10 protein-coding genes are annotated in these 15646 nt (G+C 45.9%); 8 read left to right on the forward strand and 2 right to left on the reverse strand.

The annotated features are described in order from the left end of the window. The first annotated feature begins 84 nt into the window (after nucleotides 1–84). The 8 genes from AAHN97_RS03875 (at nucleotide 85) to AAHN97_RS03910 (ending at nucleotide 13733) form a co-directional block, all read left to right on the forward strand. Nucleotides 85–2517 (forward strand): outer membrane beta-barrel protein, encoded by a 2433-nt coding sequence (locus AAHN97_RS03875; RefSeq protein WP_343306240.1) that lies wholly within the window; start codon nucleotides 85–87, stop codon nucleotides 2515–2517. A 67-nt stretch (nucleotides 2518–2584) separates the two neighbouring features. Further along, on the forward strand, nucleotides 2585–3865 hold the full coding sequence (locus AAHN97_RS03880; RefSeq protein ID WP_343306241.1) for an acetyl-CoA C-acetyltransferase: 1281 nt from the start codon (nucleotides 2585–2587) through the stop codon (nucleotides 3863–3865). Between the two features lie 54 nt (nucleotides 3866–3919). After that, complete coding sequence (locus AAHN97_RS03885) at nucleotides 3920–5362, forward strand: PLP-dependent aminotransferase family protein (protein WP_343306242.1); 1443 nt, start codon at nucleotides 3920–3922, stop codon at nucleotides 5360–5362. Between the two features lie 301 nt (nucleotides 5363–5663). After that, the gene (locus tag AAHN97_RS03890; RefSeq protein ID WP_343306243.1) at nucleotides 5664–8474 is read left to right on the forward strand and encodes an FAD-binding and (Fe-S)-binding domain-containing protein; all 2811 of its coding nucleotides are present in this window, start codon (nucleotides 5664–5666) and stop codon (nucleotides 8472–8474) included. Between the two features lie 11 nt (nucleotides 8475–8485). Then, complete coding sequence (locus AAHN97_RS03895; protein WP_343306244.1) at nucleotides 8486–9832, forward strand: thioredoxin family protein; 1347 nt, start codon at nucleotides 8486–8488, stop codon at nucleotides 9830–9832. Nucleotides 9833–9863: 31 nt separating this feature from the next. Then, a complete protein-coding gene (locus AAHN97_RS03900; RefSeq protein WP_343306245.1) occupies nucleotides 9864–11210 on the forward strand; it encodes a thioredoxin family protein in 1347 nt (448 codons plus the stop codon). Nucleotides 11211–11234: 24 nt separating this feature from the next. Then, a complete protein-coding gene (locus AAHN97_RS03905; RefSeq protein ID WP_343306246.1) occupies nucleotides 11235–12581 on the forward strand; it encodes a thioredoxin family protein in 1347 nt (448 codons plus the stop codon). A 60-nt stretch (nucleotides 12582–12641) separates the two neighbouring features. Next, entirely contained in the window at nucleotides 12642–13733 is a 1092-nt protein-coding gene (locus tag AAHN97_RS03910; protein WP_343306247.1) for an amidohydrolase family protein, read from the forward strand. Nucleotides 13734–13905: 172 nt separating this feature from the next. Here the strand turns inward: AAHN97_RS03910 and AAHN97_RS03915 are convergent, their stop codons facing one another. Together AAHN97_RS03915 and AAHN97_RS03920 are read right to left on the reverse strand one after the other, a co-directional pair. Beyond that, a complete protein-coding gene (locus tag AAHN97_RS03915; protein ID WP_343306248.1) occupies nucleotides 13906–14271 on the reverse strand; it encodes a DUF7009 family protein in 366 nt (121 codons plus the stop codon). 1 nt (nucleotide 14272) lies between these two features. Continuing rightward, entirely contained in the window at nucleotides 14273–15646 is a 1374-nt protein-coding gene (locus AAHN97_RS03920; protein WP_343306249.1) for a rubredoxin, read from the reverse strand.

A 15646-nucleotide genomic window follows, 5' to 3' on the forward strand; every position in this document is an offset into this window, starting at 1 on the left:
TATCGTTCTATATAGTTTTCCAGTTCAAAAACAATTTCGATAGCTCAGTACTTAACCCGAACTTTAAAAAGCTAAAAGGTTGCAATGAAAAAGCTCTTCCTGATAGTGATCCTGTTCCTTGCAGGCGCTCCAATATACGCCCAAACTCATTCCGGAAGTATCAGCGTGAAAATCGCGGATGCCGCCGGAAACCCGCTGCCATACGCCAGTGTAGTGATCCGCAAAGCTGCAGATAGCGCGCTGTTAAAAGGTCAGATGAGTGATAATGATGGCAAATGTTTTTTTGAAAAAGTACCTGCAGGCGCTTACTACCTGGAGGTTTCGCAATTAGGATTCACTGCGAAAAAAAGTGCCGTGTTCCAGGTGGATGCCGCTCATCAGCAAATAGACCTTAAAACCATGTCCCTTACTACCGCTCCTAAGAATTTGCAGACGGTTAATGTTACAGGGCAGAAACCTTTTATAGAAAGAAGTGAAGGTAAAACTATCCTCAATGTAGAGAGCAGTGCAGTAGCAGCAGGTAATACAGCCATGGATGTTCTCCGCAGGGCACCCGGTGTAACGGTAGATAAAGATGATAACCTGCAGCTGAGAGGTAAACAAGGGGTAACAGTGATGCTGGATGGTAAACTGACTTATCTCACCAATGAAGCATTGGCAGATCTGTTGAAAAGCATGCCTGCGGAAAGTATTTCCCAGATTGAGATCATTACCAGCCCCAGCGCCAAGTATGATGCCGCAGGTTCTTCCGGGATCATTAATATTAAAACCAAAAAAGGCCAGCTGACCGGGTTGAACGGTACCGTAAATGCCAGCTTCGGCGGTGGCAGGTACCTTTTCTACAATACAGGGCTTAACCTGAACTGGAGAACAAAAAAGCTGAATGTTTTTGGTAACATCAACTGGGGAGACCGGCAGTTCTTTAATACCCGGGAACTGCACCGTACTACCGGCGGAAGTATTCCCATGCAGTTCCGGCAGGATGTTTTCCAGAAAGGAGAGTTCCTCAACCGTTCCCTGAAAGCCGGTATCGACTATACCATTACGGATAAACAAACAGTAGGTGTAATGGTGAATGCCTACAGCAATGCTTTCTGGAGAGATGCTCCCAGTGCCACGCAGATCGCGAACAAAGGAGGGCAGACGGATTCAGTACTGTATACCGGTATATGGGGTAATAACCGCTTTAAAAACACTTCTTACAACCTCAACTATAAATTGAAGCTGGATACCAGCGGGTCTGAATTTACAGTAGATGCAGACTATGCTGATTTTGGCAACAACATGAAAACGCTGCTGAAAGACAGTACTGTTCTTGAACAGAGTGGTACTGTCAGCCAGCGCAGTGCCATTAATACCACGCCATATACGGATATTACAATCAAGAGTATTAAGGCAGATTTCGTAAAAGTGCTGAATAAAACCAATAAAGTGGAAGCGGGTGTAAAAGCCAGTTTTGTGGACACGGAAAACTTCATGCGGTATGATTCTTTGCTGAATGGTGTATTTGTGCCGGTACCTTCTCAATACGATCAGTTCGTTTATAAAGAAAAGATCCTGGCCGGTTACCTGATCTACAAGAAACAATTAAAGAAAACAGACTTTGTATTGGGCTTAAGGCTGGAGCAAACTACGGCAGACGGGAATTCTATTTCGTTAAAGACCAGAACAGAAAGGACCTACCTGGATTTCTTCCCGAATGCTTCCATAGATCATAAGTTTAACGATAACAATAAATTATCCCTGGCTTATTCCAAACGTATTAACCGCCCGGGATATGGTCAGTTGAACCCTTTTATGTTCTTCCTGGACAGGTATACTTTCTTCCGTGGTAACTCTTACCTCACACCGGAGTATACGCATAATACAGAGCTGTCCTATATGTTCAAGCAGAAATATATCGCGGCACTAAGTTACAGCCGTACGAATGACGTCTGGGATGAGTGGCTGATCGTGGATGATGAAACCAGGGTAACCACCAGCACCAACAAGAACCTGGGTACACAGGATAATTATTCACTGGATCTTACATTGCCTTTTGATGTTACCAAATGGTGGAACTCTACGAACAATCTTTCTTTCTTCTATAATAAATACAAGATCAACGATCCTGATCCAAAGAAGAGTTTCAGTACACAACAGCTGTCCTATAACTTCAATACTACCAATATCTTTACGCTGCCCAATAATATTAAAATTGAAGTAGGGGCATGGTACAATGCACCTACCGTATATGGGATCTTCAAATCCAGGGCACAGGGAGCTGTGAACATGGGCGTGCAGAAGGATATCCTGCAGAAGAAAGGGAACATTAAAATAAATATAGGAGATGTGTTTGCTTCCAACCGTTTCAGAGGGACCGCTGAATACAACAACGTATACCTGAATGTAAATAACCGCTGGCAGAACAGAACGTTGAACGTTGCTTTCAGTTACCGTTTTGGTAACACAAAAGTGGAAGCTGCCAGGGAGCGGCAAACAGGTACTGCGGATGAATTACGGCGTGCAGGAAATTAACACTGAATTATGCCATATGAACGGAAAGGCTGATAAACTTTATCAGCCTTTTTCCGTTATTTTAAATATGCTTAACAATCATCAATCCCGGAAGGTAGCTATTGTTGGATATAACCGTATCCCCTTCGCCCGCCAGAATACATTCTATGCGGATGCAAGTAATAAAGACATGATGGTCGCCGCACTGAATGGCCTCATTGCCCGTTATAAACTGGATGGGCAATTGCTGGGTGAAGTAGCCGGCGGTGCAGTGATCAGGCATAGCTGGGAAATTAATCTCATGCGGGAATGTACACTCCATACTTCCCTGCATCCCGGTACACCCGCCTGTGATATTCAGCAGGCCTGCGATACCGGCATCGAAGCTGCCGTTTACATCGCCAATAAAATATCACTGGGCCAGATAGAAGTGGGTATAGCAGGCGGTGTAGATTCTTCCAGCGATGTGCCCCTTGTATTGGGAGAAAAATTACGCAGGATCTTACTGGCCGCCCGCAGGGCTAAAACTACGGGAGACAGGCTGAAACAGTTCCTGAAGATCAGGTTCAAAGACCTTACACCCGTAGCCCCCATGAACCGCGAAGCGCCAACAGGCCTGTCTATGGGAGAACATACAGAGATCACTGCCAAATACTACCAGATCCCCCGCGAAGAGCAGGATGCATTTGCGCTGGAAAGCCACCGCAAAATGGCGAAAGCTTATGAAAGCGGTTTCTTTGAAGATATGATCACGCCTTATAAAGGGTTGCAAAGAGATAATAACCTGCGTACAGATTCCAGTATGGAAAAGCTGGCTAAACTGAAACCCGCTTTTGATAAAGTGAACGGTTCGCTCACAGCAGGTAATTCCTCTCCATTAACAGACGGAGCCTCCTGCATACTGTTAGCCAGTGAGGAATGGGCCGCGCAGCATGGGCTGCCCGTTCTTGCTTATATTACTTTCGCCGAAGTGGCTGCCCTTGAATATCAGCAAAACAGGCATAACCTTTTGCTTGCACCCATTTACGCCTCCACCCGCATGCTGCAGAAAGCAAACATGCAATTGCAGGACTTTGATTTTTACGAGATCCACGAAGCTTTTACCGCCCAGGTATTAGCCACCCTTAAGATCTGGGAAAGCCCCGAATTAACAGCACAGTTCGGGTTGGATAAAAACCTGGGTGCTATAGACCGCAGCAAACTCAACGTTACAGGCAGCAGCATTCCCGCAGGGCATCCCTTTGCCGCCACCGGTGGCCGCATCCTTGCTACTATGGCTAAACTGTTGCATCAGAAAGGAAGTGGTAAAGGATTTGTTTCCATCTGCGCCGCAGGAGGATTGGGGATCACCGCTATCCTGGAAAAATAAAAAGTGCATATGGACTATCTTAGCGATTCAATTAGTCATCGTTAACTGGTCCAGATGCTTCCTTTTAAAACGCTCATACAGATAGACAAGAAATCGAAATACCCTGTTTACCAGCAGATCGCTAACCGCTTCATCGGGTTGATCCAGGAAGGGGTTTTACAGCCGGGGGCTTTTCTTCCGGGGAGCCGTGTAATGGCAGAACAATTGGGCTTGCACCGGCAGACCGTAGTAGCTGCTTATGAGGAACTGGCCAGCCAGGACTGGATAGTATCCATGGCGCGCAAAGGCATGATGGTAGCGGCTAACCTCCCTGTTATCAAACCGCGTTCTTTTAAAACTCCTGCCGCTGCATATACACAGGGCCCTTCTTTTTCCTTCCATGCCGTACCAAAACTGGAACCACCGCCGCCTGCCACCGGTATCCGTTATACCATCAATGATGGTTTCCCGGATGTACGGCTGGCGCCTTTAACGGAATGGACAAAAGAATGCCGCTCTATTGTTCAGAGCCCGCGCTACATCAAATTACTCATGGATGGAAGTGATACGCTGCGGAAGGAAATGACAACGTTCCTCACCAATACCCGAGGCCTGAATATTTCCCCGGATAATATCATGATCACCAGGGGAGCGCAGATGGCTATTTACACGGCGGCAGCTATGCTCATCAGGAAAGGGGATCATGTGATCGCAGGCAGCCCCAATTACGTGTTTGCGGATCTCTGTTTTGAACAGCTGGGTGCTAATATTATCAGGGTGCCGGTGGATCATGAAGGGATAGATGTAGATGCCGTGGAAAAGCTCTGCCGTACCAAAAAGATCCGGATGTTATACGTGGTACCGCATCACCACCATCCTACTACTGTAACGCTGAGTGCGGAAAGGAGGATGAAGTTGCTGGAGATCATCCGTACTTATAAACTGGCCGTAATAGAAGATGATTACGATTATGATTTTCATTATAGTTCGGCCCCCATCTTGCCATTGGCGAGTGCAGATCATGCCGGCAATGTGATGTATATCGGCTCCCTCACAAAGTCCCTGGGTTTATCCCTGAGGATAGGCTTCCTGGTAGCACCAGCCCGCTTTATTACAGAAGCGGCCCATTTGCGCAGGTTAATGGACCTGCGGGGAGATAACCTCACGGAGGAAGCCCTGGCGGCTATGCTTGCCAGCGGAGCTATTGAGCGGCATCTCAAAAAGGCAAAAAAGGTTTATCATGAAAGGAGGGACCTGCTCTGTAAGCTACTTGTGGATAAATTGGACAACCGGTTGCAGTTTACCCCTCCCTCCGGTGGTCTGGCCCTCTGGCTGAAATTCCCGGAACCTATCCGGGAGGTGGCTGAAAAGGCATTGAACCTGGGGCTACGGATCTCTCCCGGAGTGCAATATCATTACCAGGGGAAGCCTGATAATGGATTACGGTTCGGTTTTGCCGCCCTGAACGACCGGGAATTAGCGAATGTTGTAGGGATTTTGGCTAAATGCTGTAAATAAGGGTTAAAAACTACTAGTAAAGGCTGCCTCCGGGCGGCCTTTTTGCGTTTGGGAGGTATGCTCAAAGCCTTCCCCTGCTTGAGTTTAAGATAGGATAAGCCGTATATAAGTCGTATATAACCCGTATATAAGTCGTATATAAGCCGTCCCTTATAGATACGGCTTATCTATGGCTTATCTATGGCTTATCTATAACTTAAGGAAGGCTTATTATGTCTTAAGCCAGGTCCCGGAAAAGAGGGCAAGCAGGTTATCACTGGGAATTTTTATATTTTAGTAGGGCAAATAGTTGGAATCATAAATGGAAACAGGGAAGTTATTAGAAGCGATCTTACCGAAGGACAGGATTAAAACACGATTGATAGATCTCGTTTCCTACGCCTCAGATGCAGGTTTTTATTACCTGCGGCCCAAAGCGGTGGTGCAACCGCTGAATGAAAAAGAGATCATTGCCTTATTTCATTTTTCCCATCAGCATAAAATCCCTCTCACTTTTCGCACAGGCGGTACCAGTTTATCCGGGCAGTCCATTACAGATGGCATCCTGGTAGATCTCAGTAAGTATTGGAACAGTTTGTCCATAGAAGAGGAGGGCAACCAGGTAAGGGTGCAGCCGGGTATAACAGGGGGTATGGTAAATGCCCGCCTGAGGAAATTCAAGAGGAAAATAGGGCCGGACCCTTCCAGTATTGATTCTGCCATGATCGGCGGCATCCTTTCCAATAATTCCAGTGGTATGTGTTGCGGTGTGAAGTTGAACTCTTACCATACCACAAAATATATCCGCTTCATATTACCGGATGGTAAAGTATTCAACACTGCCATCCCGGAAGATTATGTACGGTTCGAAAATGAATGCAGCACTATTTTTCAGGCTATCAAAACCCTCAGTGCACAGGTAACAGGGAATGCTGATCTGCAGCTGAGGATCCGCCAGAAATACGAAACCAAAAACACGGTAGGTTATTCCCTGAATGCATTGATCGATTACTCGCACCCGCTGGATATACTCGCACATCTGTTGATCGGTGCAGAAGGTACCCTGGGCTTTATTGCGGAGGCAGTGATGCAAACCGTACCGGATTATCCTTATAAATCCACCGCATTTTTATATTTCCCGGATATCTATGCTGCCTGCCAGGCTATTCCCTCGCTCACTTTATCAGGTGCAGAAGCAGTGGAACTGATGGACAGGGCATCGCTGCGTTCCATAGAACATGTGACGGGCGTTCCTGAACAGTTGAAAACATTACCGGAAACAGCCGCTGCTTTACTGGTGGAGTTTGGAGCAGACAGTACTGCGGTGTTGGAGGAAAAATTAAACGGACTTTCCCTCGCAAATTTCTCTTTGCTGGAACCACCAAGGTTTACAGAAGATCCTTATGAGCAGCAATTCTTATGGAAACTCCGTAAAGGCATGTTCCCTGCAGTAGGTGCTGTAAGGGCCAGTGGCACAACGGTGGTGCTGGAAGATATTGCTTTCCCGGTAGCACAGCTGGGCAGTGCTATCCTTGACCTGCAGGCACTTTTTGTGCAGCATGGTTATGATAATGCCATCATCTTCGGGCATGCCAAAGATGGCAACATCCATTTTGTGGTAACACAATCTTTCAATACGCAGGCAGAGATTGAGCGGTACGACCGGTTTTTGAGAGATGTAGTAACCCTGGTGGTAGAAAAGTATGATGGCACCTTAAAGGCAGAACATGGAACGGGCAGGAACATGGCGCCTTTCGTTGAAACAGAATGGGGTGGGGAAGCTTACCAGGTGATGAAACAACTGAAGGAAGTGATCGATCCGCAGAACCTGCTCAACCCGGGTGTGATCATCAGCGATGATAAGAACCTGCACATCAAAAATCTTAAGCCCCTGCCGGTAGTAGAGCAGGAGGTGGATAAATGTATTGAATGCGGTTATTGCGAACATAAATGCCCCAGCAGGGACATTACCCTTACACCCCGCAGGCGCATTGTAGTAAGAAGGGAATTGGCACTGCTGAAAGAAGCAGATAAAAAGAAAGAATATGCAGAACTGATAAAGGAATACCAGTACGATGGCCTGGAAACTTGTGCCGTGGATGGTTTGTGCGCTACCGTTTGCCCGGTGGACATCAATACCGGTGATCTGGTAAAAAGATTAAGAAGAGAAAACCATACTTCGTTTGCCAATAATGTGGCGCTGCGTATTGCAAAGAATTTTGAAGCCACCACGCAGGTAGTATCTTTTGCATTAAAAACAGGGAATGCCATCAATAGTGTGTTCGGTAAAAATGCGATGCATAACCTTACCGGTGGTATTAAAAAACTCATTCCTGCTTTTCCTTTATGGAGCAATCAACTGCAGGCTGCTTCCTTCAAAGCTAAAAGTACCAATAACGGTGGTCAGGCAACTGTGGTGTATTTCCCTACCTGTATCTCGCGTGTAATGGGAGGTGCGATGGATGATAAGAAGAACCTGGTAGATACCTTCATGAGCGTATCCGCGAAAGCACAGATCAATGTGCTGATCCCGGACGATATTCAATCCGCCTGCTGCGGGCAGCTGTTCTCTTCCAAGGGATTCAGCCAGGCATACCAGCACACGGCCAATAATACTATCAGCAAACTGTGGGAATGGACCCATCATGGCGCTTATCCTGTAGTGCTGGATGTGAGCTCCTGCTCGCAAACTATTCAGCACAGGCGTGGGGTGCTCACGCCGGAAAACAGGGAGCGCTTTGATAAAATGATGATCATCGACAGTATTGATTACCTGCATGATCATGTGCTGCAATCACCCGGCACCATCCATAAAAAAGATAACATTGTATTGCACCCGGTTTGTACCTTGCAGAAGATGAAGTTAACCGGCAAGCTGGTGAATATCGCAAAACATTATGCCAATAATGTAGATGTACCAGTTACCGCAGGATGCTGTGGTATGGCAGGGGACAGGGGCTTCCTCTTCCCTGAGTTAACCGCTGCGGCCACTGCGCCGGAGGCAAATGAAGTAAAGAAGCAAAGCTATGAAGGATACTATTCTACCGCTAAAACCTGTGAGATGGCCCTGTCTGACGCGGTAGGAAAGAACTACGAATCGATCCTGTATCTGGCGGATGAATGTACCCGCTAAAAAAGCTTATCATGACAAGAGCTAAAATCTTACTCTGCTGTTTGTTCTCTCTCCTTGCCCTGCCCGTTCTTGCACAGGAGGAAGGGATCGTTTTTTTTAAAGGCAGCTGGAAGAAGGTGCTGGCAGAAGCTAAGAAAAGCAATAAACTGATCTTTGTGGATGTGTATACGGACTGGTGTGGGCCCTGCAAGCAAATGGAGAAGGAGATATTTCCCTTAAGGGGGGTAGGGGAGAAGTACAATACACATTTTGTCAATTACCGGATAGATGCTGAAAAGGGAGAAGGCCGTTTTCTTAGCAAAGCGTACGATGTGAAGAGCTACCCAACCTATCTCTATTTCAATGGGGAGGGTGAACTGGTTTTTAGGGCTAAGGGATACAGCCCCAATCCTAAACGATTCCTTGCCTTAGGAGATACTGCTTTGCGCTTCCATCATTCAAAGGAAACCATAGTTTCTGATCAGGCCGCCTATGAAAACAGGAAGCAGGATAAAGCATTTGTGGCCGGATATTTAAAGAAGCTTACCCGGTTTGGAATGTCCGAGGATACCATCAGCAAAGTACTGGATCATTTTTACAGCCAGTTAACACCGCTGGAGCTAAAAGATACAGCCACCGCTGCCCTTCTTTTAAATTCACTCACAACAGTACAGTCCCCCGTATTTGAATATGTTATTTCCAATCAATCTTTTTACAGGAGTTTTGCAAAACAACTCCCCACTACACTGGGTAATGTGGTGCTCAATTCCTATATGAAAGCCATCGGTAAAAAGAATGACGTGCTTTTCAAAGCGGCATCTGCTGCCAGTAATAAGGTAGAGAACCCCAGCCTGAAATATCCTTATTCTGTTTTTCTTTTTGAGAACCAGTATTATCTTACCACCAAACAAACGGATGAGATCATAAAAAGAGCCCCGGCCTTCATGGATAGCACCTGCCGTATCACCGAAAAAGAAATGGCCCAAAGAGATCAGTTATTCTATGATCAGGTCTTATCTCTTTATACTACCCGTTATCTGGACAGCACCACTGTACCCTTTTTTTCCAGGGAGAAACTGACCTGGCGTAATAATTATTCAAAGTATGTTGCTGTGGCGCTGAATAAAACAGCAGATGTTTTCCTGCAGTATGCCCAACAAAAGGAAGATCTGAAAAAAGCCTGTACCTGGGCCGCGAGATCCGTGAATTTGCAACCGGATAATCATTCCTTTTATGCCGTACTGGCAAAGCTGTATGCAAAAACAGGGATGAAGCAGGAAGCGATGGCTACTATGAAAACGGCCATTGATCTGGCGCATAATCAGAAAGCGCCGGAAATGGCCATCCAGGCATATGAGGATGCATTGAAGAAGCTATGAATAAAGGTTAATGAGTGCTAAAAAGCATAGCATGACAAAAGTTAGAATCGTACTCTGTTGTTTATTTTTCTGTTTTGCCCTTCCTGCGCTGGCGCAGAAAGAGGGGATACATTTTTCCAGGGGCAACTGGAAAAAAGCATTGGCAGAAGCTAAACAAAGCGGTAAGCTGATCTTCATACATGTGTATACAGAGTGGGGGCTACCCAGCAAAAGAATGGAAACTGAAATATTTCCATTAAAGGAGGTAGGCGATAAATATAATACCCATTTTATCAATTTTAAGGTAGATGTGGAAGGAGGAGAGGGGAGGTCCCTGAGCAGAAAATTCCGATTGAAGAGATTTCCCACCTATCTCTATTTTAACGGAGATGGTGATCTCGTTTACATGTCTAATGGGCAGACCTCTAATCCTAAACGGTTCAATGGTTTGGCAGATACTGTGCTGCGGCACCACCGGGAGAATAAAGTAGAGCTTTACGCAGAAGCCAGATATGAAACGAGGAAGCAGGATAAGGCATTCGTGAAAGAATATTTAACGAAACTCAGGGAGTTTGGGATCATGGATGATACTATCAGTAGTGTGCAGGATCATTATTTCAGCCTGTTAAAACCAATGGAGCTGAAAGATACTGCTACTGTGCTTTTCCTCTTAAATATGCTTACCTCTGTAAAGTCTGCTGTATTTGAACATTTCATTTCCCATCAGCCTTTTTATAGCAGCATTACTAAAAAGTTCCCTTTATGGATGGGTAATGTAGTGCTCAGTTCATTCAGGAGAGCCATCGAAACAGATGATGATGCCCTTTTCTGGGATGCACTGGTTGCCAGTAAAAAGCTGGAGAACCCATCCCTGAGGTATCCTTATTCCGTTTTCATGTATACGAACCAGTTTTATGTAATGAATAAGCAGGTGAAGCGGGTAATAGAAAGGGCGCCGTTTTTCCTGGACCGTGTTTGCGAAATGAGTGATGATGAGATCCGCCGTAAAGACCAGCAACAGTTTGAAGAACTGATGGAGCCTTATTTTTCCGGAGAAGTTGATAGCAGTACTGCCAGGAATTTTCTTCGGCAAAGGGAAGACCGGCGCACAGTATATTCTGCTTATGTTGCACACGCTTTAATTACAACGGCAGATATTTTTCAGCAGCATACCCGGAACAGAACTGATCTGAAAAAGGCCTGCGGCTGGGCGGAAAGAGGCGTTGAGCTGGACAAGGATAACTATAAGAATTACCCAGTGTTAGCCAGGTTATATGCAAAAACAGGGATGAAACGGGAAGCGATCATTGCTATGCAAACCGCTATCACGCTGGCGCAGGAGCAAGGTGTGTCTCCTATATGGGTAGCCCTGTACAAAAGGGCCCTGGAGAACCTGTAACGCTAAATGGAAAATAAGTTCAGCATGACAAAAATCAAAATTATACTCTGCTGTTTGTTCACCTTCTTTTCACTTTCTGTGCTCGCACAGAAGGAAGGTTTGCGTTTTTTCAGGGGCAGCTGGTTGAAAGCAATAGAGGAAGCCAAAAAAAGCAAGAAACTGATCTTTGTAAATGTATATACAGACTGGAGCGAATCCAGCCAAAGGATGAAAGAAGAAATTTTCCCTTTAAAGATGGTGGGAGATAAATATAATGCACAGTTCATCAACTACCGGGTAGATGGAGATTGGCAGGAAGGGGAGTCTTTCAACAACAGGTACCAGGTAGAAGTGTATCCTACTTATCTCTATATTAATGGGGATGGTGTTGTGGTGTACAGAAGCAGTGGATACAGGGAAGATCCGCTATGGTTCATATCTTTGGCGGATACTGCATTATACATCCATGAGGCCAGGCAGGCAATGCCGGCATGGCAGGCATCCTATCCTGACCGTAAAAATGATAAAGAGTTTGTAAGAGAATACCTGAACAGGCTGATCATTTTTGAAATGCCTTCGGATACCATCAATATGGTGCGGGACCAATTTTTCAGTCAGTTAAGTCCTTCAGAATTAAAAGATACTGCCACTGCCAGCGTTCTCCTCAAATCACTCATAACAGTAACATCTCCTGCATTTGAACATATTATGGCTAACCAGGCCTTTTACAAGGGCTTTGCACCGGAACTTTCTTTAACACTGGGCAGTGTGATCATTAATTCGATCATGAAGGCTACCGCATCACCGGACGATGATCTTTTCAGAAAGGCAGATGCTTTCAGCAGTAAATTAGAGGATCCGTTACCAAGGTATCCTTATCTCGTTTTTCTATACCGTAACGAATATTATCTCGCTACCAAACAAATACAGCGGATGATTGACAGGTCTCCTGTTTTTATGGATAGTATCTGCCGCATAGGAGAAGAAGGGTTCCGGCTCAGGGATCAGCAACTGTTCGAGCAGATCATGCGGCCTTATACCTCAGGTGAACAGGATAGCACCCAGGTGGAGGATTTTCCCTATTTGAAGGAAAGTGCACGCAGCTATTATTCAAAATATACTGCCAGTGTTATGAATAAAGCAGCGAGCCTTTTTCTGCAGCATGCGACAGACGTGAAAGATCTGAGAAAGGCCTGCGTTTGGGCGGCAAGATCTGTGGATATGGATATGTATAACTATGCATACTATACCACACTTTCACAATTGTACGCAAAGGTGGGCATGAGAAGGGAGGCCGTTAGTACCATGGAAGCCGCTATCAGCCTGGCGAAACAACAGCGTGTACCTGAAACCATCCTTAGTATCTACAAGGATGCGCTGAAAGCCCTGTAGCTGATTGCCGTTCATCATTTTGGGCTGTTCAGATATTATTAGTTTATTATCTTATACGCTATGTGGAAATTCTATACTATCATCTGTACCCTGATGCCCTATGCAGGCATACTATGTGCCCAGGAAAGATCATCCATGGGCTTCGAGGAATATGAACCGAAGTCTACGCTCGTAGTGCCGGAGCATAAACTCACCAAAGCTAAATTTCCTTTCGTTGATATACATAATCACCAGAATGGCCTGGGTTCTGGAGACCTGCGGGGCATACTGAAAGATATGGATGCATTGAACATGAAAGTGATGATAAACCTCAGTGGCGGCAACGGCGCCGGCCTGAAAAGGCAGACGGATAATGTGAAAGCGAATGCACCCAAACGGTTCATCATCTTTGCCAATATCAGCTTTGGCGGAATAGGCGAACCCGGGTGGACGGAGAAAGCGGTGAAACAACTGGAGGAAGATGTGCGTAATGGCGCCAATGGCCTGAAGATCTTCAAGAGCCTGGGGCTGAGTGTTAAAGATAATACCGGTAAACGTGTAGCCGTAGATGACCCGCGCCTGGATGCCATCTGGAAAAAGGCTGGGGAGTTAAAAATTCCTGTGCTGATCCACGCAGCTGATCCCAAACCTTTCTGGGACCCGGTGGATAAAGACAATGAGCGCTGGCTGGAAATAGTGACGCATCCCGGTCGTAAAAGAGGGCCGGATAATCCTGTTCCCTGGGAGACGATCATTGAAGAAGAACACCGCATGTTCAAAAAACATCCCGGTACTAAGTTCATCAATGCACACTTTGGCTGGTATGCGAATGACCTGGGTAAGCTGAGCAAGTTGATGGATGAGATGCCGCATATGTACGTGGAATTCGGGGCGGTGATAGCAGAGCTGGGCAGGCAGCCTAAAGCAGCAAGGCAGTTCTTCGAAAAGTACCAGGACAGGATCTTGTTCGGCAAAGATTCCTGGCAACCGGAAGAGTATGCTACTTATTTCCGCGTACTGGAAACAGCGGATGAATACTTTCCTTATCATAAGAAGTACCATGCCTTCTGGCGGATGTATGGCATGAACCTGCCGGATGATATCCTGAAGAAAGTGTATTATAAAAATGCATTAAAACTGATCCCGGCGATAGATAAGGGTTTGTTTGAGTAGGAGATCAAAAAAAAGCCGCCCTGATGAGGCGGATTTTTTTATGGGAGAGAATTTTATTAAGATTGATTTCTTTTTAAACGTGTTGCAGGCTAGAAAGACTTTGAAAAGTATGCTTCTGTATTTTGGCAGCATGTTTTCTATTTAATTAAAAGCCCGCCGCAGGCGCACCCTCTCAGCATTCATGCTTGGATAAAGGATTCTCAAACGCATTACTATCATCTTCCTCCCGTTCCGTCAAACACTTGAAATCCTTTTCGATCAAGATCTTCAATACGCTATTATCTGCGTTTTGCTGCTCAAATTGAATCCCTACCAGGTCTGTATCTATCCATTCCTTCGCCTTCTCCGCAAGGATGCTCATATGTACACCGCTGCCTTCCAGTTTAACTTTATACTTGTCGCCGATACGCACACAAAAGTGAAGGCTCGCTGCACCAATATGTGTTTCTTCTTCCACCTTGCCATGCTCCTTTAATGCCCCGATATCTGCTTTATCCAGGCGGTAACGGATGCTGTTTCCTCTTATCCTGATCTTCATGTTAAGTAGTTTGAATTAATGTGCTGAAGGGCACTTCCTTAAATGCACTGATCTCCGTTTCGCAAATATAACACTGTTCTCCCTGTCCCTCTTCATAAATGCTCATACAGCAGGGGCATTGCAATACCATTTTTTCCGGAGCACTGTTCACCGGGGCAGGCTGCTGTTCTGCCACGTATTGCTGTAATACATCCCATTCACTGCCCTTTTCGTAATAGTGTTTACACAAAGATACGATATAAGGTCCAAGATGTTCTTTGGTGACATTATCCCGGTAGAGCACCAGGGTACTGGAATTAGGGTTGAAATCCGCAGTATAGAGGATGTCGAAACGCTGCATGTATTTCAGCTTGCTGTTGTATTTATTTTCCTGTTTGCGGATCACAATAGCCCCGAAATGACTATTCCCGGGCTGCATGCGGATGCTGAAGCAAAGGCCGTAGGTACGTACATCTGCTGTGTCAAAGTGCCGGATGATATGTCTTTTCAGAATGAGGCTGTCCTCACAGTTATCCGCAATCTGCCAGTTCAGTTCATTGGCGGCATGCCGCACATTGATGCCATGTTTCCCCAAAGCATAATCCCAGAGCCGCCGGTGTGCAGGCTCAATATCCCGTACAATGATGGATTTCCAGGAGGTGGCATAGAGTTGTCCTACGCCGGTTTCCAGGCATATAGAGCAGAGGTCTTTGAGAAAGGCTACGGAGAATTCTTCATCTCTGCGGTAAATGCCCAGCCAGTATTGGTTATTGTATTTATTGAACCCTTCGTAATAGGGGAGATGGAAAACCGGTAGATCCAGTTCTTTATCCTTTGGCCGGCCAATGTAATCACAGAGCTTTTCGGGGATCTGTGTCATATGTTCTTCCAGGAACCTGCTCACCTGCGGAATGCTGTTGGTATAGATCAGCTCTGGCCAGCAGTAAGTGGATTGCTGACCCGGCAGGCGGATATACAGGTACCAGTAATGTGCATGTGCAGATGCGATCCAGTTAATATGCCCGGTGAAGAAAGGCATAAAGGTTTGCTGGCTGTCGCAGATATTGATCTTTAGTTTAGGTGGTGTTTCAAACAGATCGAAGATATCTTTGTAGATCCCTTCCTTGAGCCATGAATCAGGGATGAAGATATCTGTTGCGGCGTAAGAGCTGCTGATATTAGGTGTTTGGGAAAGAACGATGTGTTTCTCGCGGCAGGCGTTTTCAAATTGTTTGCAGTATTTGTTCTGCACCTCCACATAGAGCTGCTGCCGCAGGCCGAAGCGTACCTGTGTAACCTGTGCTGCTGTAGCTATGTTCAGCACTTCCTGCAGATAACCGGGGGAAATGATACCGCCGGTGAAATTGATACTGAAGATCTGTGATAGTCTGGCCAT

The organism is Chitinophaga niabensis (genome assembly GCF_039545795.1).
Classification (GTDB): domain Bacteria; phylum Bacteroidota; class Bacteroidia; order Chitinophagales; family Chitinophagaceae; genus Chitinophaga; species Chitinophaga niabensis_B.